Genomic DNA, 26600 nt, shown 5'->3' with positions numbered 1-26600 from the left:
GAGATTGTCATGTTGAAAATAGCATTTATCGCCCATGATCGTAAAAAAGAAGAGATGGTTAACTTCGTGACGGCATATGAGCCTGTTTTTACGGACCATCAATTATATTCTACAGGAACAACAGGCCTTCGTATTATGGAAGGAACATCTCTGAAGATTCATCGATTCGAATCAGGCCCACTGGGCGGAGATCAGCAGATTGGAGCTTTGGTTGCGCAAAATGAGATGGATCTGATTATTTTCCTGCGAGATCCACTGATGGCACAACCTCATGAGCCGGATATCAATGCGTTGTTACGTCTTTGTGATGTGCAGGGAATTCCCCTTGCCACGAATATCGCAACCGCTGAGATTCTGGTTAAGGCTCTGGATCGTGGTGATTTTGCCTGGAGAGAGCTGGTACATAAGTACAAGCCGGAGGCTGGATTGAATTCAGGTGATTCCGAATGAGTCTGGATATTCTCATCTTTGGAGCACATGCAGACGATGCGGAGATTGGTATGGGTGGAACGATTGCCAAACATACCGCTGCCGGCTTGAAAGTAGGCGTGTGTGATCTGACTCGTGCTGAGATGTCTTCCAACGGAACAGTAGAGCGCAGAACCGAGGAAGCGGAGCAAGCCTCCCGCGTCCTCGGTCTTTCGTGTCGAACGAATCTGGGGCTTCCTGATCGTGGCTTATATCTTACGCCTGAACATGTACAGGCGGTGACGGCTGAGATACGACGTCATGCCCCTCGGATGGTGTTTGCTCCGTATTGGGAAGATCGTCATCCGGATCATGTCAATTGCAGTAAGCTTGTGCAGGAGGCTGTATTTAACGCCAAGCTTCGCAACTACATGCCGGACATGCCTGCCGTGCAGGTGAAGGAACTTTATTTTTACTTTATTAATGACATCGGGCCTACGGATTTGATTGTCGATATTACGGAACACTATGAGCATAAAGAAGCTTCATTGCTCTCTTATCGTTCCCAATTCGAACTGGGAGACGGAGCGGTCTCAACGCCATTGAATCAAGGGTATATTGAACGTGTAAGAGCCCGTGATTCCTTGCTCGGACAGCGTAGTCTCATCCCGTTTGCAGAAGGTTTTGCTACAATTACACCTTACGTGGTTCATCAATTTGGCTCGGGTGCCCAATAAACGATTTTACATTTTACGTTTAATGAAACGAAGGGTTTCATTATTCCATTGCAAGATATCAACCTGCATGAAGCGGGAGATCAAAGGAGCGTCCACAGGATGGATAAAAAGCTAAAAATCGGCATCACCTGTTATCCGTCCCTCGGCGGGTCTGGCGTTGTCGCAACGGAGCTGGGCAAATTACTTGCCGAACAGGGGCATCAGGTTCATTTTATTGCCAACAGTATCCCGTTCAGACTGGGTACGTTCCAGAAAAATATTTTTTATCACGAAGTTGAAGTAAATGATTATTATGTTTTCCGTTACCCTCCGTATGACCTTTCACTGGCAACAAAGATGGCTCAGGTGGCTAAGTCACAGCAGCTGGATCTGCTGCATGTTCATTACGCCGTTCCACACGCAGTATGTGCCTTTCTTGCGAAACAAATGGTAGGGGACGGCCTTAAAGTGGTTACCACGTTACATGGAACGGATATTACGGTTCTGGCTCAGGATGAATCTCTGAAGGATCTGATCCGTCTGGCCATTAATGAAAGTGACGCGGTTACTGCCGTATCACAAGATTTGATTCGGGAAACGGTCGAATTGCTGGATATTCAGCGCCCAATCGATCTAACCTATAATTTTATTGACAAACGAATATATTATCCTCGGGATGCTGCGAGTCTGCGAAGAGACTTTGCTGCGCCCGACGAAAAAATATTAATGCACATCTCCAATTTCCGACCGGTGAAGAGAACTCAGGATGTGGTAGAGGTCTTCCGTCAGGTGCAGGAGCAGGTTCCTGCCAAACTGTTATTTGTTGGTGAAGGACCTGATTTGCCGAAGATGCAATGGAAGATTAATGATCTCGGCTTGAATGATAAAGTTCATTTCCTTGGCAAACAGGATGACATTGCTCAGGTCATTTCCATGGCTGACGTGTTGATGCTTCCATCGGAGAAGGAAAGTTTCGGACTTGTGGCGCTCGAAGCAATGGCTTGTGGCGTACCCACGATCGGTTCACAGGCCGGAGGAATTCCGGAACTGGTCTTACATGGTAAGACGGGATTCTTATCCGCGATTGGGGATACACAATCCATGGCCGAGAACACCATCCGTTTATTGACGGACGATCGTTTGGCTGCTGAGTTCAGGGAAGCATGTCTTCAGCGCGCGCATCACGACTTTTGCAATGATGCTATTCGGCATGAATATGAACAGATATATTACCGGGTGTTGGGAAGGGAAGTTCCGAATCTGAAGCCGATTTGCGGTTAATCATTTCTTAGACGAAATCATACTGTGGATACCACAACAGGCAAGAGAAGAGGTGATATGTGGTGGTTCAATGGACACAGGTTGATCGTGAAATGGCAAGGCAAAGTGAGAATGTACTCACAACATTAAACAAACATGGCTACAAGGCATATTGGGTAGGTGGTTGCGTTCGTGACGAATTGCTGGAACGAGTTGTAGACGATATGGATATCACGACATCTGCTTCTCCTCAGCAAGTCATGGAACGGTTTGACGATTGTATTCCTACAGGTTTGCAGCACGGTACGGTTACCGTTCGTTCAGGCGGTTATTACTTTGAAGTGACCACATTTCGAACAGAGTCCGAATATCAGGATAACCGCAGACCTGCTGCAGTTCAATTTGTTCAGGATATCAAGGAAGATTTACAGCGGCGTGACTTCACGATGAACGCTCTTGCCATGGACGTCACTGGGACAATCGTTGACCCGTTCGGTGGACAGACAGATATCAAGGAAGAGCGAGTCAGATGTGTAGGTTCTGCGATGGAACGATTTGGTGAAGATGCACTGCGGATGCTCCGCTGTGTCCGGTTTGCATCGGTATTCGATTTCAAAATTGCTCATAATACGTGGAAGGGTCTTGTAAGGCAGAAGGACCTGCTTCAACATATAGCGATGGAACGGGTACGGACCGAGATGGTAAAAATGATGTCGGGACCGCATCCATTAAGAGGGTTGGAACTGTTATACAGAAGTAATGCGCTTGCGCATATCAAAGCTCCGATAAGCTCGGCCCGATTCAACAAGATGTTGTTATCCAATCTGGAACAATTGTCAGGTCAGCATGTGTTGCTCCGTTGGTCACTCATCCTGATTGCTGGCGGTTATAGCAAGGATGAAGCAGATGTATTATTACGTCAGTGGACATTCTCCAATGAACATCGTTCTCGAATAACAGGGGTCCTTCAGGTGGAGCAGTTGATTCATACTTCCGTTCAGGAGCAGAAGGATACGGTCAGTCTCCGTTCCGATTGGATTGTTACTGTTCTGGCTTGTGGTGTTCAGGCGGCGGATGATTGGCTTAGAATACAGTCTACACTGCCAGCAGGATGGCGGAATCAATCCGAACAGGCAGAAATGCAGGTTGTTTTGGTTCAAGAGCTTGCAGCCGAATGGAGTCAATCGATTTCTGTGCATGACTTGAAAGAGCTGGATATCACAGGGGAACAAGTGTTACAAATGGTGCAGCGCAAAGGCGGGCCTTGGCTGGGGCAACTGATGAAACATTTGTTACGAGAAACAGCGATTGGAACGATAGCGAATCAGCATGAAGCACTAAGTGCAGAAGTGAAGCGGGTGGTTCAAGATGACCAAACATGAAGATCTGTTACATATGTTATTAAATGCAGAAGGACGATTCGTATCGGGTGAAGAGATTAGCCGTAATCTGTCCATCAGTCGGACCGCTGTGTGGAAACATGTGAACAAGTTGCGAGACATGGGGTATGAGTTTGAAGCTGTATCCCGCAAAGGATACCGTCTGGTAACGAAGCCGGATAGCATTGATGCTACTGGCCTCCAATTGGCACTGGATACAACCGTATTTGGCCGTAAGGCTGTTTTGTTGGCCTCGACCCTGTCTACGCAAGGGGATGTTCTCAAGCTAGCTGAGCAAGGGCAGGCAGAAGGTGCTGTGGTCATTGCGGAAGAACAAACAGGAGGAAGAGGACGTTTCGGTCGACAGTGGTTCTCTCCTCCGGGTAAAGGAGTCTGGATGAGTGTTCTGTTACGCCCTGATCTACCACTTCAGCACACGCCGCAGCTAACTTTATTAACAGGTGTGGCTGTATGTCGTGCCGTTCGAGCTTGTTCAGGAGCTGATGCAGGCATCAAATGGCCAAATGATCTGTTGATTGATGGACGCAAGGTATGTGGCATATTGCTTGAATCCACGGTGGAAGATCATGAAGTCAGATACTGTATTGCAGGTATAGGTGTTGACGTGAATTTTGATCCCGAGGATTATCCGGGAGATCTGACAACTATAGCTACTTCACTCAAGATGGAGACGGGGCAATCCGTAGATCGCACCAAACTAACGGCTGCCATTCTGACGGAGCTTGAACAGTTATATTTTTTGTATCAAAAAGAAGGATTTGGCGTAATCTCAGCCCTATGGGAGGCCCTGTCCGTATCGATGAATCGAGAGATTACAGTGACGAATCCTCATGGTGTCATTGAAGGGAAGGCAATCGGTCTTGACCCTTCTGGAGCACTTATCGTGGAGAAGCACGATGGAGAACATACACTAATCATCTCTGGTGAGATTTCCTGGAAATCATAAACAATTTGTCGAATTTTCACTGGTAAAATGAACATAAGACGTGAAGTTTGAGCAGAACTTTGGTATACTGTGTTCGTGAGGCGATATCGGCTAATGCAGACCGAATTGCACTCCCGTTACAGTAACCTTTGCTCTGCTTTGATGTGTTTTATATAAGCAGACCGCAGTGCAAGAATGAAATACGTTTAAGTGAGTTGTTGGATTCTGCTCTGAGCCGAAGAGGACCGAGACAGAAGGGACGATCGCAAGTGACTCTTTTTTGACTTTTCGGGACTTTTTAGTGGAAAACTAAAAGGTTTTTTTGTTGCGTTTATTTGAAAAGAAGAAAGGAGCCATGAGAGAAAATGGCGAACAAACAAGCATTGAATATTGTGAAAATGAAAAAATATAAGCAGGATGGCGTGCCGCTTACCATGATCACGGCTTACGATTATCCAACAGCACTCCTAGCAGAGGAAGCAGGTATCGATCTGATCCTGGTCGGCGATTCACTTGGCAATGTAGTACTGGGTTATAATTCGACGCTTCCGGTGACCATCGACGACATGGTGTACCACACACGTTCCGTTGTGCGCGGTGCTGAGAAGACATTTATTGTGGCTGATATGCCTTTTATGACGTATCATGGCAGCGTGGATGAGACGCTTAAGGGTGTACGTCGACTGATGCAAGAGGGGCATGCCCATGCGGTTAAAATGGAAGGCGGAGTTGAGATAGCGGACACCGTCAGAGCAGTCGTGCAAGCAGGCGTGCCGGTTCTTGGACATATCGGACTGACACCTCAATCGGTTAATCAGATTGGTGGTTACCGCATTCAGGGCAAGGATGCAGCGGATGCGAAACGTCTGATGGACGAAGCCAAGGCCTTGGAAGCTGCTGGTGCGTTCGGTATTGTGCTTGAACTGGTTACGGAAGAAGTTGCACGGGCGATCTCGGAGGAACTATCCATCCCTACCATAGGAATTGGAGCAGGACGAGGCTGTGATGGTCAGGTACTGGTATTCCATGATGTGGTTCAATACGCTTCTCCGTATACGCCCAAACGTTTTGTCAAAACCTATGGAGATGTGGGTACATTAATCAGAACCAGCATCGAAGCTTACGTGAAAGAAGTGAAAGATCGTTCGTTCCCGGCCGAAGAGCATGTATTCAATGTTGCGGATGGTGTTTTGGATCAACTGTACGGCGGACAACGCAAGGAAAAGGTGGGGAGTAACTCATGAAAGTATTACGGACAATCGCAGAGTTAAGACAGGAACTAAGCTTGAAGCGTCAAGCGATTAGGTCCAATACATCCGTTGTAGGTCTGGTACCAACAATGGGTTATCTTCATCAAGGTCATGCAAGCTTGATGCAGGCAGCCAGACAACAGAGCGATATCGTGGTATTAAGCATATTTGTTAATCCGATTCAATTTGGCCCTAATGAAGATTTTGACAGCTATCCGCGGGATGAAGCCAGAGATGTGGAAACAGCACGCTCACAAGGAGTGGATATCGTATTTATTCCCTCTGTGGAAGAGATGTATCCACAGGCAACGCAAACGACGGTATCTGTCTCAAAACTGACGGATCGCTTATGTGGTGCTTCCCGTCCGGGTCATTTTGATGGGGTAACAACTGTAGTCTCCAAGCTCTTCAACATCGTACAGCCACAGCGTGCATTTTTTGGTATGAAAGACGCTCAGCAGGTTGCGGTCATTCAACAGATGGTGAATGATTTGAATATGTCTGTAGAAATTGTACCCTGTCCAATTGTTCGCGAAGAGGATGGGCTTGCCCTCAGCTCACGAAATGTCTATCTTAGCGCTGAACAGCGTACACAGGCGTTGGTTCTGTCGAAGGCACTGCGTGCAGCTCAGGAAGCCGCAGATACAGGTGCAGCTATAAACGCCGCAGATATCCGTCGTATTCTGCACGAGCAGATTGCAACCTCACCACTTGCGGTTATCGACTACGCCGAGATTCAGGCTTTTCCAAGCCTGGAGCCGCTCGCAGATCAGGAAGAAGTTCAAGGACGTGATGATCTGCTCATTGCACTTGCGGTGAAATTCGGAAAAACAAGATTGATTGACAATATAAGGTTGCAAAAATCGGAGGTACTGTCCCATGTTTAGAACACTGATGAAATCCAAAATTCACCGGGCTACGGTAACGGAAGCCAACTTGAACTATGTGGGTAGCATTACCATAGATGAAGATTTGATGGAAACATCCGACTTGATGGAAAACGAAAAAGTGCAAATCGTGAACAACAACAATGGTGCACGTCTGGAAACTTATGTGATTCCAGGACCACGCGGAAGCGGGGTCATATGTCTTAACGGCGCAGCTGCACGTCTGGTGCAGCCTGGAGATAACGTCATTATCATTTCTTACGCCATGATGTCGCAAGAAGAGGCAAATACTCACAAACCCACCGTTGTGTTTGTAGATGGACAGAATAAACCTGTACAAACAATGAAACAGGAAGTCCACGCAACAATTATGTAATCGACTGGTAAGGAGAATGAAATCGGCCCTTGAAGCAAAAAATGAGTACAGGTCACTGCACTAATCCATTTTTTCAAGGGTGGGGATGCATCGATGTTCCAGCATGTTTTCGCAGAAATGAACGACATGTTAGATGAAATTATCAAGAGCTATCCTTCCGCTGAAGGCCTAAACAAACAGGAATTGCTGCAAAAGTGGAATTTGCTTAAGCGGATGAGTGACGGAATGCTGGATGAATGGCTGATGTTTGAAGAAAAGATGAGCCAGGTGAGGGAGCGGGAGATGGATAAGCCTACTTCCCTTGAACCGGAACAGGAAGCTGTTACTGCTCTGCCTGAACTCCATCTGGAATGTTTCAGTCGAGGTCAGGGCTATTTCAAATTACAGATGTATCCGCAGGCGATCATGCAGTTCTCCCGGGTTGTGACCGACCATCCGGAGAGTGCATTGACACGTTTTTACCTGGCGCTCGCGTATCTGAATCTGGAACAAATGGCGGAAGCCGGGACACATTTGCAGCAGATCATGTACCTTAAGGGTTCTCCTCGATTAAAAGGGCTTGTATGTAACGCCCTGGGCTGTATTCAAGCCAAGCTTGCGAATCCCGAAGCTGCATGCTCTCTCTTTGCACAGGCCCTTCAGTATGACCCGACATTGACCGAACCACTGTACAACATGGAAGCTTGCAGGTTGAACAGGGGAAAATTGCAATATGCTAATCAGCTGACGACCCTTCATTAAGCGGGAATTCGGCGACAAAAAACGGTGTTCCCTCCTTTGGCATAGCGGCGGGGACACCGCTTTTTTGTCAGTTAATTTTCAAATCCCCTTTTTTTTGCTATGCTGTAACATAGACTGGAATGGAAGGGACCGTACATTGCAATGAAATTTGCCGTATTGGATTTCGAAACAACCGGCACGCAGTCCGACGGTGAGATTATACAGGCCGGACTTGCCATCATAGATCATGACTACAGCATAACTCAAATATATAGTTCTTATGTGAACCCTGGTGTACCGATTCCCCCGTTTATTTCGGGGTTGACGGGTATTACCGATGAAGATGTGGCGGACGCTCCTTCACTCGAAGAGATGATGATGGAGATGGTTCCGCTGCTTAATGATGTGGTGCTTGTTGGACACAACGTCGCTTTTGATTTTCACTTTTTGCAGAATGCTCTTGACCGTTGCGGGTATTTGCCGTTCACTGGCCGCATTCTGGACACGATTGATTTTCTGAAGATTACATTCCCATCACTGGGTTCTTATCAACTTGGTTATGTGTCTTCCGAATTTGGATTTCAACATGATCGCCCTCACCAGGCAGACAGTGATGCACTGGCGACAGCCTATGTGCTGCTCAAATGTCTGGATGAGTTAAAGGAATTACCGCTCATAACGATTCAGCGCCTCAGTGATCTGTTTGCACCAGAAGACAGTGACTTGGGTTGGTTTTTGGACGGAATGCGCAGTGAGAAGGAAGCAGAGCCGATTCAGGATCTGGACGGACATACCTATTATCGTCAGCTTGCTCTTAATGTAAGTGATTGGACTGATATAGGTGCACCACGCGATGAGCGGGAGGCTAACCCCCTCGATGGTGTAAGCTTCGAACAGTTTATGGACCAGGTTCGGGAGAACCTGAAGGATACGCTGGATCATTACGAAGAGCGTGAAGCGCAGACTCAGATGTTCAGCAGTGTAAGGCAAGCCCTGGATGAAGAGAAACATCTCTTGATCGAAGCAGGAACAGGCACTGGTAAATCTCTGGGTTATCTCTTGCCTGCTATTTACGAAAGTGTGAAGCAAGAACAGAAAGTTATGGTCAGCACGCATACAATCAACCTGCAGGAGCAATTGAGAGAGCGGGACATTCCGATGCTGACTCAAGTGGTTCCGTTCCCGTTTAAGGCTGCTGTATTCAAAGGACGTGGACATTACCTGTGCCTGCGCAAATTTGAACACAAAATCAATAAACGTGAATTCGCCACACCTAAAGAGGATTATTTCACAGCTGCTCAGATGATTGTCTGGCTTACGCAGACCGAAACCGGAGATGATGAGGAACTTAACCTTAGCGGACGCGGAGGGGACTTCTGGGAGACGGTACAGAGCGAATCTGAGTCTTGTCTGGGAAGATCATGTCCATGGTTCCGCAAATGTTTCTACCATCGTGCCAAACATGAGGCCGGGTTGTCTGATATTGTAATCACCAATCACTCCAAATTATTTACGGATGTGAAAGCCGCGCATCAGCTGCTGCCAGCCTATGAGAGTCTTGTGATCGATGAAGCACATCATCTGGAGGATGTCGCTGGTAAACATCTTGGAATGCATATGAAATATTTCACCTTGGTTCATACACTGACCCGCCTGTTTAAAGACAGTCGTAATGGACAGCTGCCTATGCTTCGTTCGCAGTTATCCGGGCATGAAAATTCGGTGCAATGGGGCTCCATGGTGGATCAGATGTTCCCGCTCGCTCTTGAAGTTAAGGAGCTGTGGGATCGTATGAGTGATGCCTTGTTCGGTCTGTTGCCTGAACGAAGTGATGCTTCACCGGGAGAGACGGGGCAATTTTCCCTGCGTCTGAAAGCTTCTCAGAAACCTGCAAAATGGCAGGAGTTGCAGGATCTGGAGAACCAGATCTATGTGACTCTGGGCGATTTGGTTCGCAAAGGGGACAAATTGCTGCTTGAAGTGAAAGAGGATCAGGATGATTATCAATCGGATAGTCTGATTACGGACATTACAGGATTGCTGAAAGATCTGACCACATTGAAGGAGAATCTGCGTTTCTTCATGCGTATGGATGATGCCAAAACGGTGTACTGGATGGAAGCCAGCGGTCAATTCCGCAGCAAATCTCTCCAGCTGTATGCTGTACCTGTAGATGTCAGTGCACAACTTAAGGATTTATTTTTTGATAAAAAGAAAAGTGTTGTGCTTACATCGGCTACGCTTTCGGTAGATAAATCATTCCAGTTCATGATTGAACAGCTTGGCTTGCAGGAAGCTTCCGAGAATAATCGGTTGTTAACGTCGATGCTGCCATCACCTTTCAACTATCGCGATCAGGCACTTCTGGTGATTCCGCGTGATTTCCCGAGTGTGAAGGGCAGTGTGGGTGATGCGCACTTTGTCAATATGCTGGTGCAATCACTTGCAGAGACGGCAATTGCCACGCGTGGACGCATGATGGTTCTGTTTACTTCATACAAGATGTTGCGACAGGTCTATGATCCGCTGAAGGAGGCGCTATCTGGTAACGACATCTCGTTGCTTGGGCAAGGCGTTGACAGTGGAAGTCGTTCCAAATTGACTCGCAGGTTCCAAGATGCCAAAGCTACGGTACTTCTGGGTACAAGCAGCTTCTGGGAGGGTGTAGATATCCCGGGAGAGGCGCTAACCTGTCTCGCTATTGTGCGACTGCCTTTCCAGCCACCGAATCATCCGTTGGTGGAAGCCAAGAGTGAGCTGCTTCAGGAACAGAAGAAAAATCCGTTCATGAAACTGTCCGTGCCGCAAGCGGTCATTCGTTTCAAGCAGGGATTTGGCCGGTTGGTGCGTACAGCGAAAGACAGAGGAATTGTCATTGTTTATGATACACGGGTGATTGAAGCGTACTATGGTAAATTCTTTTTATATTCTTTGCCTGGTCCCAAAATGGAGCACATGCTCACGGAGCAGATGGTTCCACGAATTACCGAGTGGTTGGAAAAACCTGTTAATGAACAAGAATAATGGTTGTTTTGTTCGTTATATCATTGCATGACACTATCGTTTGGCGTTAAACTTTATTAGATATTTCCGTATCCGATTAAAGCAGTTGCACGTAAGAACTTATAACCTAAATTACAAGGAGCATTCTGTATACAACGTCTATCTTTGAATTTATACAGAATGCTCATCTTTTCATCTATTATTTTATCGTGGCCTTGGTAAGGGGGAGCAAGAATGAAATCGGATAAAATTTCGGAAGCGGTGGTACGACGTCTGCCTGTATACTTGCGTTATTTGAACGAGTTGCATCAGCGTGAGGTGGCTACTGTTTCTTCTCAAGAGCTTGGACAGAGGCTGGATCTGAATCCGGCCCAAATTCGTAAAGACCTGGCTTACTTCGGTGATTTTGGTCGTAAAGGGATCGGGTATGATGTATCCTATTTGATCGAGAAAATTCGTCACATTCTCAAAATCGATCAGCAAATTAATGTAGCTCTGGTAGGAGCGGGTAATCTCGGTCAAGCCTTGTCCAACTACAATGCATATCTGAAAGACAACATGAAGATTGTTGCTGTATTTGATGCATATGGACCGAAGATTGGTAGTCAAATTAACAGTTTGACGGTAAAACCAATGAATGAATTGACGGAAGCGGTTAAAACAGAAAACATCCGCATCGGAATTATCACGGTTCCGGATACGGAAGCCCAAAATGTAGCCGATCAGCTTATTGAATCCGGAATCGAAGCGATTCTTAATTTTGCACCAACCATTCTAAAAACACCGCCGCATATCCGCATTCACCATGCTGACTTTACAACGGATCTGCTTAGTTTGGCCTATTACTTGGAGACTGGAAAGGACGACGAGGAAGATGACAACAAATAGATGGGTAATTCACAACGGCAAATTTGCCGTTAATGAAGGCGGCACAACATGGAACGTGGTTCAAGGATACATGGTTGTTGAGGATGACAAGATTGTGCATATTGGTGAGACATTGCCGGATGGAGACAAAAATTGTACCAAAGTGGATGGAAAAGGACTGTTCTTCCTGCCGGGTCTGATCAATACGCATGGTCATGCAGCAATGTCGTTGCTCAGAGGGCACGGAGACGATCTTGCGTTGCAAGTATGGTTGCAGGAAAAAATGTGGCCGATGGAAGCGAAAATGACTTCACAAGACGTATATTGGGGAACTTCGCTATCGGTGCTTGAAATGTTGAAAGGCGGAACTACAGCTTTCCTGGACATGTACGATCACATGGATCAAGTTGCCAAAGTTGTGGAGCAATCCGGCGTTAGAGCAGCACTGGCACGTGGTGTAATCGGGCTGTGCTCGGAAGAAGAGCAACTGCGGAAACTGGAGGAGTCGGCAGCGTTTGCACGTGAGTGGAATGGACAGGCAGATGGTCGCATTACAACTGTAATCTCGCCACACGCCCCATATACATGCCCTCCTGACTACATAGAGAAGCTTGTGCAGGTCGCGAACGACCTGAACCTTCCTCTCCATACACATATGTCTGAAACGCTTCGTGAAGTGGAGCAGAACGTGGCTGATTATGGACTGCGTCCTGTGGCACATCTGGAGAAACTGGGCTTTTTCTCACGTCCATCCCTGGTTGCACATGCGGTGCATCTGAATGACGAAGAGATTGAGATTCTGGCCCGTCATGATGTGGCTGTATCCCATAACCCGGGAAGTAACCTGAAACTTGCTTCCGGTGTTGCGCGGGTACCAGCGTTACTGAAAGCAGGAGTTACCGTGTCACTCGGAACAGACGGACCGGCAAGCAACAACAACCTGGATATGTTCGAGGAAATGAGACTGGCTGCATTGATCCACAAAGGTGTATCTGGTGACCCGACGGCTGTGCCAGCAGGCGAAGCGTTACTCCTCGGAACGTCATACGGTGCCAAATCCATTTTCTTGAACAATACCGGAGCACTTGAGGTCGGCATGAAGGCTGATTTTATCGCTCTTGACATTGAACAGGCACATTTCTATCCACATACAGACCTGATCTCACATACGATCTACTCGGCTTCTGCCAAAGATGTTGAGCACGTATGGGTGGATGGAAAACAAGTGGTCAAACACGGCGAATGTCTGACGCTGGATGAAGAACGCATTTTGCGTGAGGCTCAATTGGCATTTGATGGTCTGCTTGCTCGTTAATTGCAGGACAGAGCATCATAGGGAAAGGAAGTTCGACTTTTGAAGAAAAAAAAGAAGTGGATATGGATTTCGCTGCTTGCACTGGTTCTGATTCTGTTTGGACTTCAGCGTTATTACGTCTATGTCACGCAGGACCAGCGTAAGGAAGAAGCTCTCGCTATGCAGGCAGCACAGAAGCAACTGGGCATTACATCCTATGATGAATTGCGCAAGTACATCTGGGGAGACAAAGAAGGCTCTGACAACATCTACTGGACCCTGATCGGCAAAAATAAGGATAACCAGGATGTTATGGTCTGGGTTAAATTCGATGCAAACAATCAACCGGCTAAGGGTGCAAACGCTGTACACAGTGAGCTGCTGCAGAATGGCATGTCCGAAGCGCAGATCCGCAATCGCTTCAGTTCTGAAGTTCCTGCCGGCGAGATTAAACGAATCATGCCCGGAGTTGTGAATGGAATATATGTGTGGCAAGTGTATTATAAAGACGGTACGCATAACCACTATCGCTTTTATCGTTTTAGCAATGGAGAACAGGTGGACCTGGTCTACACACTACCGAACAGCTAGTACAAATAGAGTGACATAACTAGAGAATTAGAGAAATGAAAGAACCGGCAGACGGATATCCGACTGAACCGGTTCTTTGTGTTGCCTGTAAACATTTTTGATTTAAATAAATCAATTTCATAATACCTTTAGCTGCTTCAATCAAGGGTAGATATAGATCAAAACGATTCAATTTGTCTATATCTAGTTACAAAATCTATTTTTAGTGAGTTATGAAAATAATTTAAATAGTTAAAATTAATAATTTATTCATATTTTCGCCTTCGAAAATGTATATACGATGTGATATACTCAGATATGTACTCACAGTTACATTCAAAACAAATAATCCTGTCGAAATTATCGCAGGAGTCAATGTGCACATATTCGTATATACCAATAAGCCAGTAGGTTGGGCCAAAATCTGGGAGGGGTAATTCACTTGAAGCTAAAAGTATTGCCTATTGCTTTAACTGCCGTCATTTCAGCCGTTGTGTTGTTTGGAGGTTGGTTTGTATATCGTCAGGTGGCCGTGCAGAATCCGATTGAAAAGATGGTTACCCAGTACGATGGAGTCAATGACGTTCAATTAACTATTAACCGCAATGACGTACAATTGAAACTGGATCTGCAACCGGATGTTGATTTGGGCAGACTGGTACAATATATTCACAAAGAAGGACAGACGGTGATTGGTTCACGCTCGTTAAAGCTGGATGTTGTGGATCATTCCAACGAGGCGCTTGAGAACTGGTGGGGTGATGCCATGTTTACCGTAGCCCAGGCGATGGAGAACAAGCAGTACACCGAGATTACACCAACGTTGTCGAAGATGGCGACGAACGGGATTAAGGTGAATACAGCTATGGATGACAACAATGTATATGTCAGTCTCAGTGACGGAGATGCCAGCAAGTTTATTATTCTGCCGCGTATGCCCGGTCAGATAGGAGTGTGGCCTAATGCCTAAATGGACAAAAGAAGTTGCCATCGGATTTTTTCCTGTGTTGATTATTTTCCTTGCGTTTACGGGTGTTAATATTGTTCCGATTCTTATTGCGGCGGCGGTTGTCGGTGGTCTGCTGTTCATGATGCAAATGCGCGGCGGGATTACAGTAGGCGCTGCACAGGAACGTAAACGGAAGAAGAAAGGACCTTCGAAGCTTACTTTTGAAGAAATTGGAGGTCAGGACAGTGCCAAGCAGGAATTGCGTGAAGCACTTGACTTTCTCATCAAACATGAAGAAATTCGGAAGTTCGGAATTCGTCCGTTAAAAGGGATCTTGCTGACGGGCCCTCCAGGGACAGGGAAAACGTTGATGGCCAAGGCTGCTGCCCATTACACAGATTCTGTATTTGTAGCAGCATCGGGTAGTGAGTTCGTGGAAATGTATGTTGGTGTGGGTGCCAGCAGAATTCGGGATTTATTCAAGGATGCGAGAACCCGTGCCACCAAGGAAAATAAGGAAAATGCCATTATATTTATCGATGAGATTGATGTCATCGGGGGTAAACGTGAAGGTGGTCAACAGCGCGAGTATGATCAGACTCTGAATCAGCTCTTGACGGAGATGGATGGAATTTATTCTTCTGAGACACCTCGAATTCTGGTTATAGCTGCAACAAACCGCAAAGAAATGCTGGATAGTGCCCTGACACGTCCGGGACGTTTTGACCGTCACATTCAAGTGGACTTGCCCGACAAAAAGGGCAGAAAGCACATTCTTGAACTGCATGCGGTGAACAAACCTCTGATGGAGGAAGTTAATCTGGAGAAGACAGCCGAGGAATCATATGGGTTTTCCGGTGCGCAGCTTGAAAGTGTTATGAACGAAGCAGCAATATACGCCATGCGGGACGGGCTGTTACACATTGAACAACGGCACTTGTCCCTGGCTATTGATAAAGTCATGATGGGTGAGAAGACGGACCGTGAGTCCAGTGTGGAAGAGAAGAAAAGGGTTGCCATTCATGAATTGGGACATGCCATTATGGCTGAACTCGTTCGTCCAGGCAGTGTTAGTCAGGTGGCACTTAGTCCGCGTGGTCAGGCGCTGGGATATGTACGTCACAACCCGCAACAGGAACAGTTCCTCTATACGAAGCGTTTCCTGGAAGAGCAGATCATGATTGCACTCGGAGGAGCCGCTGCGGAGGAAATGTACTACGGTGGACGCTCCACTGGGTCACGCAATGACTTTGATCAGGCAACGAATGTCGTACAGACCATGATGGCTTCGGGATTGACTTCACTTGGTATTGTGAACATGGATATGGTTACAACCGAAGAACTCATGCGGGAGAATAAATTGATTCTGCAAGATCTGATGGAACAGACAAAGCGGTTGCTTGAAGAACAACGGACAATTTTCGACAATTCACTGGACATCTTGATTCGTGAGGAAGTTTTGTCTGGCGAGCAATTTCGTTGTCAATTTCGTGACAGTGCCCTTCTACCAGCATAATTTATTTATGCTGGTTATTTTTTTTTACATTTCACTCGTGCTAAGATATTATTATATGTTGGGTCGAAATTTGTAATTTTCGGCGAACAGGGTACAATAGAGAATAGAGAACCGAAAGGATGGAGCAGAACCATGTTTTTCAAAAAAATAGGAGTTGTCGGCGGCGGTACGATGGGACAAGGTATTTCCCAGATGCTCGCAGCCAAAGGACTTGATGTGCTTCTCGTGGAGCACACAACACAAAAGCTGGATCATGCCTATGACATGATCGAAACCAATCTGGATAAACAACTGGAGAAATGGGCGATTACAAAAGCGGAGAAGAAATTGATTCTTTCCCGTATTACCAAGGTAGCTCATTTAGCTGAACTTGGAACTTGCGACATGGTCATTGAGACAATTTCAGAGGATCTGGATGCGAAAAAAGCAGTATTCAGCCAACTGGACCAAGTTTGTCCAAGCAATGTCATTCTGGCAAGTAATACATCCACGCTGAGTTTGACCGAGCTTGCAAGCTCGACCAAATACCCAGAGCGTGTTATTGGTATGCACTTTATTCACCCGGTATCCCGGGTTGATCTTGTAGAGATTATTCGTGGACTGAAAACTTCGGATACAACATTCGAAGAGACCAGACGTTTTGTTGAAGAAGTAGCAGACAAAAAAGGAGTCATGATCTATGAATCCCCTGGCTTCGTAACTTCCCGTCTGATCTGCCTGCTGATTAACGAAGCGTTGCATGTATTGCAAGAAGGTGTTGCATCTGCTGAAGATATCGATGATGCAATGCGTATCGGATACAACTTCCAACATGGACCACTCGAAATGGCTGACCGTTTTGGATTGGATTCTGTTGAAGCTGCACTCGAAAGAATGTTCCGTGAATTCGGAGAATTGAAATATCGTCCTTCTACAGTCCTGAAGAAAATGGTGCGTGCAGGACACCTGGGTGCCAAAACAGGCGAAGGATTCTTCAAGTACGACAAGGATGGTGACCGACTGTGAAAGTACTCGTAATTAATGCGGGGAGTTCCTCGCTCAAATATCAACTGTATAATATGACTGACGAATCTGTACTGGCCAAAGGTTTGGTGGAACGGATCGGAATGGATTCCTCCATTCTGACACACAAACCGACAGGCCGCGAGGATGTTACAGAAGTTAGCGAGATTCTGGAGCATACAACAGCGATCCGTAAAGTCATTGATATTTTGACTCATAAAGAAAATGGTGTACTGGATTCTGTAAGTGAAATTCAAGCTGTTGGACACCGTGTTGTTCACGGTGGTGAAGCATTTAAAGAATCTGCATTGGTAGATGATGCTGCCAAAGCTGAAATTCGTCGTTTGTTCGACTTGGCTCCACTTCATAACCCTGCAGCAATGATGGGGATTCGTGCGGCTGAATTAAATATGCCAGGTGTGCCTCAGGTAATGGTCTTCGATACGGCGTTCCATCAAACGATGCCGGAAAAAGCATATCTGTATGCTATTCCGCGTGTACTTTACAAAAAATATAAAGTACGTCGCTACGGCGCACATGGTACTTCCCATGATTTCGTAAGCAAGGCAGCTGCTGAATATCTGGATCGTCCAGTGGAAGATCTGAAAATCATCACTTGTCACGTCGGTAACGGTGGTAGTGTAACAGCAGTTAAAGGTGGCGTATCCGTTGATACTTCGATGGGTATGACTCCACTAGAGGGACTGATGATGGGAACGCGTTCGGGTGACCTTGACCCAGCCATCGTACCTTATGTAATGAACAAGGAAGAACTGAGTGTAAGCGAAGTGAACTCCATGTTGAACAAACACAGTGGATTGCTTGCGATCTCCGGAATCAGTAGTGACATGCGTGAGATTACGGAAGGTATGGAGAATGGCGATGCCAACTCCACGCTTGCTTTTGAAATGTACGAATACCGTCTGCGTAAATACATCGGATCATATGCAGCTGCAATGAACGGTGTAGACGTGATCGTCTTCACAGCTGGTGTAGGGGAGAACTCCGTTGTACTTCGCCAAAAAGTATGTGAACAGCTTACGTATCTTGGCGTTGAGCTGGACGAAGCCCTGAACGCAGTCCGTTCTGGTGAGCCGCGTCGCATCACAACTGCGAACTCGAAAGTTGATGTTCTCGTTGTTCCAACGAATGAAGAATTGGTCATTGCTCGCGATACGCATCGAATCGTATTGAATTCTCAGTAATCTAACTGTAAAGTAAATATAGAATGGCAAGGAAGTGCAGAGGACAGGCAACAGCCTGTCCGCTGCATTTTCAAATTTCAGGAATCAAGGGGAGATATGGCATGGATACGAATTGTGTAATTCGTAATGTGAACGAGCATGTGGGCGAAACCGTAACGATCGGTGCCTGGATTAACAACAAACGTTCCAGCGGCAAAATTCAGTTTTTGCAGTTGCGTGATGGAACCGGATATATTCAAGGGGTTGTTGTAAAAAGTGAAGTTAGCGAAGAGATCTGGAACAATGCCAAGAGCTTGACACAAGAAAGTTCTTTGTATGTTACAGGGATTATTCGTGAAGAACCTCGCAGTGCGTCCGGTTACGAAATGACTGTTACTGGGGTCGAAATCATTCATCTGACTGAAAACTATCCAATCACGCCTAAAGAGCATGGTGTTGATTTCTTGATGGACCATCGTCACCTGTGGCTTCGTTCTACGAAGCAACGTGCTGTTATGGTGATTCGGGCAGAGATTATTCGCGCTGTTCAGCAGTTCTTTGATGGTAACGGATTCACACAAGTTGATCCTCCGATTTTGACACCATCGTCTGCGGAAGGAACAACGAACCTGTTCCACATCAAATACTTTGATGAAGATGCTTATCTGACACAAAGTGGTCAATTGTATATGGAAGCCGCAGCCATGGCGCTGGGTAAGGTATATTCATTTGGTCCAACATTCCGCGCAGAGAAGTCCAAAACACGTCGCCACTTGATTGAGTTCTGGATGATAGAGCCGGAAATGGCATTTGTAGATCACGAGGAAAGTCTGCGCGTACAAGAGAAATTTATCGCTCATGTCGTTCAATCCGTGGTGAAAAACTGCCGTGCAGAACTGGAATCTATCGGTCGTGACGTATCCAAACTCGAAGGCATCGTAGCTCCATTCCCGCGTATTACGTATGATGAAGCGATTGAATTCCTGCATGGACAAGGTTTTGATATTCCTTGGGGAGAAGACTTTGGTGCACCGCACGAAACAGCTATTGCTGAGAAGTACAATACACCTGTCTTTATCACACATTATCCTGCTGGAATCAAGGCTTTCTACATGAAACCAGATCCAAATCGTCCTGAAGTTGTTCTCTGTGCTGATATGATTGCACCAGAAGGTTACGGAGAGATTATTGGCGGTTCGCAGCGTATCGATGATCCGGAATTGATGCAACAACGTTTTGAGGAGCACAATCTCTCGGATGAAGCTTACCAATGGTATCTGGATTTGCGTAAATACGGATCGGTTCCTCACTCCGGTTTCGGTCTGGGATTGGAGCGGACGGTAGCATGGATCTGTGGATTGGATCATGTGCGTGAAACAATCGCATTCCCACGTATGCTCTATCGTCTGTACCCTTAATGCTTAACCGAGGAGCGTCTATGGAAGACACCACATCGAAAGCTTGGTTGGATGGAGCAGCTTATGGCATGACTTCGGGTACAGCCCATCTGCCTTATGCCTTGTTACGTTATTATCACCAGCTTGGCCTATCAGATGCAGAAGTGCTTCTTCTGATTCAATTGCTAGGGTTCCGTCAGGCGGAGTTCAATGAGTTTCCGACGCTTGAAGAGCTTGCTGGGCGTATGGGACTTGCACCTGAAGGTATTGCCAGAATGTTGCAACGTCTGATGAGGGATGGATATATCGCTATTGACGAGCATCGTGACGAGGAACGTGACATCCAGTACGAGCGATATGACTTACATGGATTATATGCCAAGCTTGCAGCGTGCACTGCGGAAGAAGTAGCCGCATTCCGTGCGGAGCAGCTGAGCATCAGTACAGCACGTCAAGATTCGAACAGTGTTCAAAAAGAAGAGGAAGAACGGAACATGTTCTCCATCTTTGAAAAAGAATTCGGACGTCCGCTCTCTCCAATGGAGTGTGAGACGATATCCGGCTGGTTGGATCAGGACCGTTACCAAGAGGAATTGATTCTAATGGCTCTGAAGGAAGCGGTTTTTGCAGGCAAAGTACATTTCCGGTATATCGATCGAATACTGCTTGAGTGGAGCCGTAATCGTGTCAAGACCGTTCAAGACGCGAAGGCATACACGCAGCGGTTTCGTAATGGTGGACGTTGATTCAAGTGTAGGCAAGACACAAGAAACAGGCCAGAAGTCATTCTGTGCCTGTTTTTTTTGGATTATAGAATAGATGAGTGATCAGTAACATCAACCTTTCAGGCAATGCTTTCACTTTGTTTTACAAAAATTTGATAGATCACGCAGGGGTTAACACACAAGCTGTCGTCTATTGTATTGGAGAGGAGGGGAGAGTTATTGATGAAGCGCGCGTAATCGAACAAATCCGTCAAGGAGATACATCCCAGATGCGTACTCTGATTGATAAGTATAGCCAGCATGTATACCATGTGGCCTATTCCGTACTCAGGAACGATCAGGAAGCACAGGATGCAGCTCAGGAGGCGTTCATACAGATGTATAAGTCTCTCCCCGACTACCGTTCTGAAGGTTTCAAAACGTGGTTAACCCGAATTGCCTTTCACAAAGCGATTGATGCCAAACGCAAGCTGGGCAGACGAACTGCTGAGGATCTGGGTGGAGAAGAAAAAATAATCAATTTGCCCGGACGGGATGAAGACGTTCTTACCCGTCTCGTTCGTGAAGAACGTCAGGATAAACTTCGCGAACGAATTAATCAGTTGCCTGCTCAGCATCGTGACATTATCACTGCGTATTATCTAAGCGAAAAAAATTATGAGCAGATTGCCAGTGATGCACAGGTGGCTGTGAAGACCGTGGAATCCCGCTTGTATCGTGCACGGCAGTGGATTCGAAAACATTGGAAGGAGGATGAATGGCGTGAGTAAACAGGAGAAGTATACCGCTGCGCAATGGACTGATTATATTGAAGGCCATATGAGTGAAACTCAAGCGAACCAAATGGAACAGATTCTGATGGAAGATCCGGATGCGATGGACATCTATCTGGAAGCGCTTGGTATCCACGGAGAACTGCCTCCGCTACATGACCCAACAGGGTTTGCGGATTCAGTCATGCATCGGATTGAGGGCATTCAATCACCCAAGGTACAACGCAAATCCCGTGCTGGACGAAACCGGCGCTGGCTTGATCATAAAGTGTTCCATTACGCGGTAGCAGCCTGTTTGACATTGATCTTCCTCTCGTCTGGACTTTTTGACAAGGTAGCACCATATCACAAGTTCCAGGATGGCGACCACAGAGGGTCTTTTTCCGAGAAATGGACGGAGGCAGCCACTACATGGCTGGATAACTTCAAGCCTAAACCATAAATAGTTTTGCATTGCCTGAAAAGAAAGGATGACGACTGTGCACTCAGATCGTAACAAACTACTCGCATTTCTATTAAACCTGATACCAGGTCTCGGTTTTATGTATTGGGGACGGCCTACCAGAGCTGTGGTCTATCCATTACTCTTTTTTGGAACAGGCATTGGCTTCATCATGTTGGCGTTGTTGACTGATGAAAAGGAATTGATGATTGCCGGGTTCCTTGGAGCCATATTCTTCTGGTGTATCAGCATGCTGGATATGATTATCGTTCTACTCCGTGCCCCTTCATTGCACGAAGTTCATTACCAAGGTTATGGGACACATTACGGTGGTCTCCATCAAGGCGCCGCTTACCAGAAAGCATATGCTGGCCAGGAAGAGCCTCTCGGACAGATGGATCAGGAGGAGCCACATCAGGATCATGGTGGAGTGTATGGTGTGCCCGAGGGGCCCTATGGTCAACCCATGTACCGAAAAGGCAGTGAGGGAGAACGATTCTTTACCATTTTGCTTTCATTTGTTCCTGGATTGGGACATCTTCATCTGGGATTGTTGCATCGCGGGTTGTCGTTTCTGATGGCGTTTTTTGGTTCCTTTGCCATGATGGTTTTTGTAGCTTCAATCACCAATGAATCGGTGTTTCTAATGTTCCTGCTCATTCTGCCTGTAATATGGGTATACTGCATGTTTGATGCGGTGCAGCATGTCCACCGTAAGCAGGCTGGAGAGGTACTGCAGGATCGGACGTTATTCGAGGAATTGGAGATGGGCAGAGTAGCCGGACGACGCAGTAAAGTGCTTGCGACGCTGCTATCTGCTTTTCCAGGTGCGGGTCATCTATATCTGGGTTTGCAAAAAAGAGGCATGCAATTGATGTTCCTGTTCCTGGGCAGCATCTATGTTCTGGACCTGCTTCACTTATCAGTGTTCCTGTTCATGATACCGTTGATCTGGTTCTACAGTTTCTTTGACGGGCTACAGTGCTCCAGTCGCTATGGACGCGAGCCATTGATCGATCAGCCGATCTTTAAGGATTGGGCCCGCCATCAGCGCCTGATTGGATTCGGAATTGCCGCGCTGGGTCTATATTACCTGACGATCCGTCTTGTCATTCCACAGCTGAATGAGCTCTTCCCTAATGCATTCATGACGTATGAGATCCGTTCCTATTTGAACACCGTCATTGTATCCTTGCTGCTCATTTTTGGCGGCTTGAAGCTGCTGTTCGGTAAGCAACGGGGTATAGGCACCAATCATGCGATTCATCGGAATGACGAAGAAGTGGATAGCCTCTTTTTATTCAAGGATCGGGATGATCGACTGTAAGTTGTAATCGAAGTGGATTAAGGATGATTTTACTGACGCTGGGATGACAAAGAAACCTTTCATTGCATGTCATCCCACAACATAAAAACACGCCAAGGGCTATGTATACCAGCCTCTGGCGTGTTTTTGGTTTTGCAGCTTTGATTTTGAATAAATGATTGCTATTTCGTAGCGCCCTTCAGCAGAAGTTGACGGTACATCACTTCGAACAGGAACTCGAACGCTTCCAGATGACGTTTCGCTTCAAAAGCATCTTTACCCCAGGCATAAATACCGTGGTTCCGAAGCAAGATCCCTGGTACGTTGGTATCAAGTACACCTGGCACCAATTCAGCGATAGATGGAATATCTGCAAAGTTAGGCAGGACGGGGACACGAATCTCCGCATTTTCTTCCCAAATGTTGAAAGCCTTAATCAATTCGATTCCTTGAATCGGTATGTGTCCATCTGCTCCAAAGAATTCACTTATCAGGTTGTTAAACACGGTATGCACGTGAAATACAGCACCGCAGCCGGTCAAACGATAGATTTCACAGTGAATCAACGTTTCGGCACTTGGTTTTAACGTTGTTGTCTCAATCGCTTTGCCGTGCTTGTCCACAAAAAGGAAGTCTTCCGGTGTGCGAAGGGATTTGTCTTTGCCTGAGGCGGTAACCGCAAAATAAAATTGCTCCGGGTCAAAGTCTCCTACACGCATCGACAGATTGCCACTTGTTCCGGGGAACCAGTTACGACTGGCGAACAACGCTTTAATATCAGCCAGTTCTTCAAGGACCTGACGTTTGTGTTCCAATGTAATCTTTTCAAAGCCCATCGTTTACAGCACTCCTTGTGTTTGCTTCTGTTTCATATCTTCGATGATATCGTAAAAGGTAGCGAATGGCACATGGTCTACACCCAGCTCAATACATTTGTCCGTCAAAATGGAGCGGGAGTATACTAGATCGGCAATCTTTGCACCCTCAAAATCAGTCAGACTGTCTCCAATAAGAATTCGATTATATTGATCTTCCGGGAAGGTACGAATCACGGTCGTTTTGCACATGCCGCAGCCGTTCTCACAAGGAAGCTGGCAGGGATGCGGCCATTCAATCCGGATGGTTTCACCAGAGAAGTCAGCGCCGTTGCAATAGACGTGATCCTGCGGGATATGAAATGGTGCGAGTAACGGTTCAATGAAAAAGTCCATGCCGCCGCTGGTCACATTGAATTCGATCCCTTCGCTGCGAACGTAGTCAAGAAACTCGCTGAATCCTTCACGGATCCCCGCTTGTCCAAGCACAAACTCCACAATTTCATCTTTCTGCGATGCAGGCAGAAGAGCAAACATGGCTCCAACACCTTCACGCAGCGAGATTTTTTGCTCGATCGTATCTTTCATGATCGCTTCAATGCCCTCAGGCTTGAAATGTTTCATGATCGCTACGATATTGTCCGAGAGGGTAATCGTACCGTCAAAGTCACAGAAAATGACTGTTTTCTTATCACTTCTCATCGCTCGCCACCCCACAGGTCCAATGCGCTTTTTAGCTCCGGATGCTCGGTTGCATATTGCGCGAGTGGAATGGAACGCTGAGCTGCCTCAATCGCTTGCAGGAATGCACGTCCGCCTGCCTCAGTGCCCATAGGATGTCCATGAATACCGCCACCAGCATTAACGATGACATCTGTACCAAAGTCGCGCAAAATGAGCGGTACAAGGCCTGGATGGATGCCGGCTGAAGGCACTGGCATACTGGTTCGTACTGGCAGATCAGCTGTCAGTAATTGCTCCGTGATCGCCATATTTTCTTCCTTCGGCATCGTTACTGATCCATAAGGAGAAGGGAAGAGCACCAGATCGGCACCTGCAAGACGCATCAACTGACCAAGTACAACCGAAGCCGACATGCCGTAATGTGGTGAAGGATACAGTGCGCCTGCAAGAGCAGGATGAGCCATAATTGGCACATTGATGTCAGGATCACTGCTGAGTTCATGCAGCACATCATATCCGTAAGACAATACGTTGAATAGCAGGGCATTGGCTCCTGCACCTATGGCGCGTTCAGCTTGCTCTTTCAGACGAGATGTAGGCCCAGTGAGATTAGTTGCATATAGAAGTTTCTTGCCAGTCTCCTGGCGTGCCTGTTCGGCAGCTTTCATGCAGACCTCGACTCTTTTTTCGATAGGTGTCAATTTATTCTCGAACAGGATCTCATCGTCTTTGATCAGATCAACGCCCCCAAGTGCCTGACGAATAAATTGTTCACGAAGTTCATCTGCATCCAGCCCAATAACTGATTTGAAGATACTCATTAATAGTGGACGATCATGCACACCAAGCAGATCACGAACGCCATTCAGTCCAAACTTGGGTCCCGGGAATGCACTGAGGAAACCATTCGAGAAACCAAGCTTTGTTAATTTGATCCGGCCATCCATTGAGATTTTGCCAAAGACCGTCACGAGCAGGGCAGGAATATCACGGCTAAAGTTGATATCAGGATATCCGATGGTAATGTCAGCGTAACGCTCACCCGCAGCCATTCCATCAGCTTCATGGACTTCTACGCTTATGACTTCACCCAGATGCTTCTGCATCACTTCACGCTGAGCTTGTGGCAACTCCGTCCAGCTACCCACGGTCATGCCAATCGCGATGGACTGAGCTTTCTTGCGAAAGTCTGCATGATCATCGTGCAGACGATATGTGGCTGTGCACATGTTATTCATTTTAAATCCCCTTCCAAAGCAGCTCCCATCTCCCGTGAGCGCTCTGCACAGCGGTTGACGGCTGCGATTACATTTTCAAAGAAATCTCCTTCGTCCAGCGTCTTCAGTGCTGCTTGCGTTGCCCCTCCTGGGGATGTCACATCACTACGAAGCTTCATCGGTTCCAAACCGGTTTGTTGTACCATTCGTGACGCGCCCAGCACCGTTTGAACAGTGAGATCACGAGATTGCTGGCTGGATAAGCCACCACGAATACCTGCGGCAATCATGGCCTCCATTAAATAGTATACATAAGCAGGGCCGCTTCCGGAAATCCCTGTGAGCACTTCGAGTTTATCTTCAGGCACGATGGTCACGATACCAACCGCTTCAAACATGGTCATTACCGTACTGCGCTGTTCATCCGTAATCTCCGCAGAGAAGGCAAGCCCGGTTGCACCAAGTCCAATGGTACTGGATGTGTTCGGCATGGTTCTGGCGATTGGCTGTTTACGACCAAGCAAGGACTGCATCGTGCGGATCGATAATCCGGCAATGACAGACACGATCAGTTGATCAGGTGATAACAACGGACCAAGCTCGCGCAGCGCTGCGGCAGCATCTTTGGGTTTCATACAGAGTACAATGACCGGAGTGGAGGCAAGGTGATCCAAGGATTGCGAGGCAGTTCCGGTATGTACAGCATAACGGGTGCTGAGCTCCTCCTGACGTTTCTGGTTGCTGCGGTTCAGCATCGTAATATCCTGAGGACGAACGACTAGGCGGGAGATGAGTCCGCGCACGATGGCTTCGGCCATCGCGCCTGCTCCGTGGAAAGTAATCTTCTGTTGTAATAACGTCTGTTGCTCTTGACTCATATTAATCGTTCCTCCTATATAACTGGTGCTGGGATA

At 46.9% G+C, this 26600-nt stretch carries 26 protein-coding genes; 22 read left to right on the top strand and 4 right to left on the bottom strand.

All coding sequences use genetic code 11. The features are described 5' to 3' along the window. Nucleotides 1-9 precede the first annotated feature (9 nt). The 22 genes from mgsA (at nt 10) to F0220_RS18890 (ending at nt 22991) form a co-directional block, all read left to right on the top strand. Nucleotides 10-450, top strand: coding sequence for a methylglyoxal synthase (mgsA, locus tag F0220_RS18995; RefSeq protein WP_017687735.1), 441 nt, complete (start codon nt 10-12; stop codon nt 448-450). After that, entirely contained in the window at nt 447-1145 is a 699-nt protein-coding gene (gene bshB1, locus F0220_RS18990) for a bacillithiol biosynthesis deacetylase BshB1 (RefSeq protein ID WP_105599388.1), read from the top strand. Before mgsA ends, bshB1 begins: the two co-directional genes overlap by 4 nt. 99 nt (nt 1146-1244) lie before the next feature. After that, the gene (gene bshA / locus F0220_RS18985; protein ID WP_091018005.1) at nt 1245-2405 is read left to right on the top strand and encodes an N-acetyl-alpha-D-glucosaminyl L-malate synthase BshA; all 1161 of its coding nucleotides are present in this window, start codon (nt 1245-1247) and stop codon (nt 2403-2405) included. A gap of 62 nt (nt 2406-2467) precedes the next feature. Beyond that, complete coding sequence (locus tag F0220_RS18980; RefSeq protein ID WP_223199728.1) at nt 2468-3766, top strand: CCA tRNA nucleotidyltransferase; 1299 nt, start codon at nt 2468-2470, stop codon at nt 3764-3766. Then, nucleotides 3753-4730 (top strand): biotin--[acetyl-CoA-carboxylase] ligase, encoded by a 978-nt coding sequence (locus F0220_RS18975; protein ID WP_105599387.1) that lies wholly within the window; start codon nt 3753-3755, stop codon nt 4728-4730. Before F0220_RS18980 ends, F0220_RS18975 begins: the two co-directional genes overlap by 14 nt. A gap of 344 nt (nt 4731-5074) precedes the next feature. Next, nucleotides 5075-5953: a 3-methyl-2-oxobutanoate hydroxymethyltransferase gene (panB, locus tag F0220_RS18970; protein ID WP_105599385.1), complete on the top strand. Its 879-nt coding sequence runs from the start codon at nt 5075-5077 to the stop codon at nt 5951-5953. Next, nucleotides 5950-6846 carry a pantoate--beta-alanine ligase gene (gene panC / locus F0220_RS18965; RefSeq protein ID WP_091018001.1) on the top strand — a complete coding sequence of 299 codons (897 nt, stop codon included), beginning with the start codon at nt 5950-5952 and terminating at the stop codon, nt 6844-6846. The genes panB and panC overlap by 4 nt, the downstream gene beginning before the upstream one ends. After that, nucleotides 6839-7222, top strand: a complete 384-nt coding sequence (gene panD, locus F0220_RS18960; protein ID WP_017687742.1) for an aspartate 1-decarboxylase — start codon at nt 6839-6841, stop codon at nt 7220-7222. Before panC ends, panD begins: the two co-directional genes overlap by 8 nt. Nucleotides 7223-7315: 93 nt before the next feature. After that, complete coding sequence (locus F0220_RS18955; RefSeq protein ID WP_091017999.1) at nt 7316-7963, top strand: tetratricopeptide repeat protein; 648 nt, start codon at nt 7316-7318, stop codon at nt 7961-7963. 141 nt (nt 7964-8104) lie between these two features. Beyond that, nucleotides 8105-10966 (top strand): ATP-dependent DNA helicase DinG, encoded by a 2862-nt coding sequence (dinG, locus tag F0220_RS18950; protein WP_091017997.1) that lies wholly within the window; start codon nt 8105-8107, stop codon nt 10964-10966. A gap of 213 nt (nt 10967-11179) precedes the next feature. Beyond that, nucleotides 11180-11833, top strand: a complete 654-nt coding sequence (locus F0220_RS18945; RefSeq protein ID WP_036607616.1) for a redox-sensing transcriptional repressor Rex — start codon at nt 11180-11182, stop codon at nt 11831-11833. Further along, nucleotides 11820-13127 (top strand): amidohydrolase, encoded by a 1308-nt coding sequence (locus F0220_RS18940; RefSeq protein WP_105599381.1) that lies wholly within the window; start codon nt 11820-11822, stop codon nt 13125-13127. The genes F0220_RS18945 and F0220_RS18940 overlap by 14 nt, the downstream gene beginning before the upstream one ends. Nucleotides 13128-13166: 39 nt before the next feature. Continuing rightward, complete coding sequence (locus tag F0220_RS18935; protein ID WP_105599380.1) at nt 13167-13697, top strand: DUF5590 domain-containing protein; 531 nt, start codon at nt 13167-13169, stop codon at nt 13695-13697. Between the two features lie 421 nt (nt 13698-14118). Then, nucleotides 14119-14646 carry a hypothetical protein gene (locus F0220_RS18930; protein ID WP_105599378.1) on the top strand — a complete coding sequence of 176 codons (528 nt, stop codon included), beginning with the start codon at nt 14119-14121 and terminating at the stop codon, nt 14644-14646. Next, on the top strand, nt 14639-16141 hold the full coding sequence (locus F0220_RS18925) for an AAA family ATPase (protein WP_091017991.1): 1503 nt from the start codon (nt 14639-14641) through the stop codon (nt 16139-16141). The genes F0220_RS18930 and F0220_RS18925 overlap by 8 nt, the downstream gene beginning before the upstream one ends. A 132-nt stretch (nt 16142-16273) precedes the next feature. Further along, complete coding sequence (locus F0220_RS18920; protein WP_017687750.1) at nt 16274-17146, top strand: 3-hydroxyacyl-CoA dehydrogenase family protein; 873 nt, start codon at nt 16274-16276, stop codon at nt 17144-17146. Next, a complete protein-coding gene (locus F0220_RS18915) occupies nt 17143-18348 on the top strand; it encodes an acetate/propionate family kinase (protein WP_091017989.1) in 1206 nt (401 codons plus the stop codon). The genes F0220_RS18920 and F0220_RS18915 overlap by 4 nt, the downstream gene beginning before the upstream one ends. Before the next feature lie 101 nt (nt 18349-18449). Further along, nucleotides 18450-19745 (top strand): asparagine--tRNA ligase, encoded by a 1296-nt coding sequence (gene asnS, locus F0220_RS18910; protein WP_091017987.1) that lies wholly within the window; start codon nt 18450-18452, stop codon nt 19743-19745. A gap of 20 nt (nt 19746-19765) precedes the next feature. Continuing rightward, nucleotides 19766-20470 carry a DnaD domain-containing protein gene (locus F0220_RS18905; RefSeq protein WP_105599377.1) on the top strand — a complete coding sequence of 235 codons (705 nt, stop codon included), beginning with the start codon at nt 19766-19768 and terminating at the stop codon, nt 20468-20470. 248 nt (nt 20471-20718) lie between these two features. Beyond that, the gene (locus F0220_RS18900) at nt 20719-21219 is read left to right on the top strand and encodes an RNA polymerase sigma factor (RefSeq protein WP_244660843.1); all 501 of its coding nucleotides are present in this window, start codon (nt 20719-20721) and stop codon (nt 21217-21219) included. Then, complete coding sequence (locus F0220_RS18895; protein WP_105599373.1) at nt 21212-21664, top strand: hypothetical protein; 453 nt, start codon at nt 21212-21214, stop codon at nt 21662-21664. Before F0220_RS18900 ends, F0220_RS18895 begins: the two co-directional genes overlap by 8 nt. A gap of 28 nt (nt 21665-21692) precedes the next feature. After that, nucleotides 21693-22991, top strand: coding sequence for a multi-tm2 domain protein (locus tag F0220_RS18890; protein WP_188310487.1), 1299 nt, complete (start codon nt 21693-21695; stop codon nt 22989-22991). Nucleotides 22992-23152: 161 nt separating this feature from the next. Here the strand turns inward: F0220_RS18890 and F0220_RS18885 are convergent, their stop codons facing one another. Genes F0220_RS18885 through proC form a run of 4 tightly spaced genes read right to left on the bottom strand, consistent with a single transcriptional unit; the run spans nt 23153 to nt 26564 of the window. Further along, nucleotides 23153-23806 carry a methylthioribulose 1-phosphate dehydratase gene (locus F0220_RS18885; protein ID WP_091017978.1) on the bottom strand — a complete coding sequence of 218 codons (654 nt, stop codon included), beginning with the start codon at nt 23804-23806 and terminating at the stop codon, nt 23153-23155. A 3-nt stretch (nt 23807-23809) separates the two neighbouring features. Further along, nucleotides 23810-24487: a 2-hydroxy-3-keto-5-methylthiopentenyl-1-phosphate phosphatase gene (locus F0220_RS18880; protein WP_105599371.1), complete on the bottom strand. Its 678-nt coding sequence runs from the start codon at nt 24485-24487 to the stop codon at nt 23810-23812. After that, on the bottom strand, nt 24484-25707 hold the full coding sequence (locus F0220_RS18875) for a 2,3-diketo-5-methylthiopentyl-1-phosphate enolase (protein WP_179198571.1): 1224 nt from the start codon (nt 25705-25707) through the stop codon (nt 24484-24486). The genes F0220_RS18880 and F0220_RS18875 overlap by 4 nt, the downstream gene beginning before the upstream one ends. Next, the gene (proC, locus tag F0220_RS18870; protein ID WP_036671976.1) at nt 25704-26564 is read right to left on the bottom strand and encodes a pyrroline-5-carboxylate reductase; all 861 of its coding nucleotides are present in this window, start codon (nt 26562-26564) and stop codon (nt 25704-25706) included. Before proC ends, F0220_RS18875 begins: the two co-directional genes overlap by 4 nt. Nucleotides 26565-26600 lie beyond the last annotated feature (36 nt).

It is taken from the genome of Paenibacillus sp. 37, from assembly GCF_008386395.1.
GTDB lineage: Bacteria > Bacillota > Bacilli > Paenibacillales > Paenibacillaceae > Paenibacillus > Paenibacillus amylolyticus_B.
The sequence above is the reverse complement of the archived record's forward strand: the minus strand, read 5'-3'. Positions and strand labels throughout refer to the sequence as shown.

Excerpts from the sequence above, each read along its gene's own strand:
- F0220_RS18945 (WP_036607616.1), top strand. The coding sequence starts at position 11,180 with ATGAAATCGGATAAAATTTCGGAAGCGGTGGTACGACGTCTGCCTGTA.
- F0220_RS18890 (WP_188310487.1), top strand. The coding sequence starts at position 21,693 with ATGACGACTGTGCACTCAGATCGTAACAAACTACTCGCATTTCTATTA.
- F0220_RS18940 (WP_105599381.1), top strand. The coding sequence starts at position 11,820 with ATGACAACAAATAGATGGGTAATTCACAACGGCAAATTTGCCGTTAAT.
- asnS (WP_091017987.1), top strand. The coding sequence starts at position 18,450 with ATGGATACGAATTGTGTAATTCGTAATGTGAACGAGCATGTGGGCGAA.
- panC (WP_091018001.1), top strand. The coding sequence starts at position 5,950 with ATGAAAGTATTACGGACAATCGCAGAGTTAAGACAGGAACTAAGCTTG.
- panB (WP_105599385.1), top strand. The coding sequence starts at position 5,075 with ATGGCGAACAAACAAGCATTGAATATTGTGAAAATGAAAAAATATAAG.
- F0220_RS18975 (WP_105599387.1), top strand. The coding sequence starts at position 3,753 with ATGACCAAACATGAAGATCTGTTACATATGTTATTAAATGCAGAAGGA.
- bshB1 (WP_105599388.1), top strand. The coding sequence starts at position 447 with ATGAGTCTGGATATTCTCATCTTTGGAGCACATGCAGACGATGCGGAG.
- panD (WP_017687742.1), top strand. The coding sequence starts at position 6,839 with ATGTTTAGAACACTGATGAAATCCAAAATTCACCGGGCTACGGTAACG.
- mgsA (WP_017687735.1), top strand. The coding sequence starts at position 10 with ATGTTGAAAATAGCATTTATCGCCCATGATCGTAAAAAAGAAGAGATG.
- F0220_RS18955 (WP_091017999.1), top strand. The coding sequence starts at position 7,316 with ATGTTCCAGCATGTTTTCGCAGAAATGAACGACATGTTAGATGAAATT.
- F0220_RS18905 (WP_105599377.1), top strand. The coding sequence starts at position 19,766 with ATGGAAGACACCACATCGAAAGCTTGGTTGGATGGAGCAGCTTATGGC.
- F0220_RS18900 (WP_244660843.1), top strand. The coding sequence starts at position 20,719 with ATGCGTACTCTGATTGATAAGTATAGCCAGCATGTATACCATGTGGCC.
- F0220_RS18875 (WP_179198571.1), bottom strand. The coding sequence starts at position 25,707 with ATGAATAACATGTGCACAGCCACATATCGTCTGCACGATGATCATGCA.
- proC (WP_036671976.1), bottom strand. The coding sequence starts at position 26,564 with ATGAGTCAAGAGCAACAGACGTTATTACAACAGAAGATTACTTTCCAC.
- F0220_RS18925 (WP_091017991.1), top strand. The coding sequence starts at position 14,639 with ATGCCTAAATGGACAAAAGAAGTTGCCATCGGATTTTTTCCTGTGTTG.
- F0220_RS18920 (WP_017687750.1), top strand. The coding sequence starts at position 16,274 with ATGTTTTTCAAAAAAATAGGAGTTGTCGGCGGCGGTACGATGGGACAA.
- F0220_RS18885 (WP_091017978.1), bottom strand. The coding sequence starts at position 23,806 with ATGGGCTTTGAAAAGATTACATTGGAACACAAACGTCAGGTCCTTGAA.
- F0220_RS18880 (WP_105599371.1), bottom strand. The coding sequence starts at position 24,487 with ATGAGAAGTGATAAGAAAACAGTCATTTTCTGTGACTTTGACGGTACG.
- dinG (WP_091017997.1), top strand. The coding sequence starts at position 8,105 with ATGAAATTTGCCGTATTGGATTTCGAAACAACCGGCACGCAGTCCGAC.
- bshA (WP_091018005.1), top strand. The coding sequence starts at position 1,245 with ATGGATAAAAAGCTAAAAATCGGCATCACCTGTTATCCGTCCCTCGGC.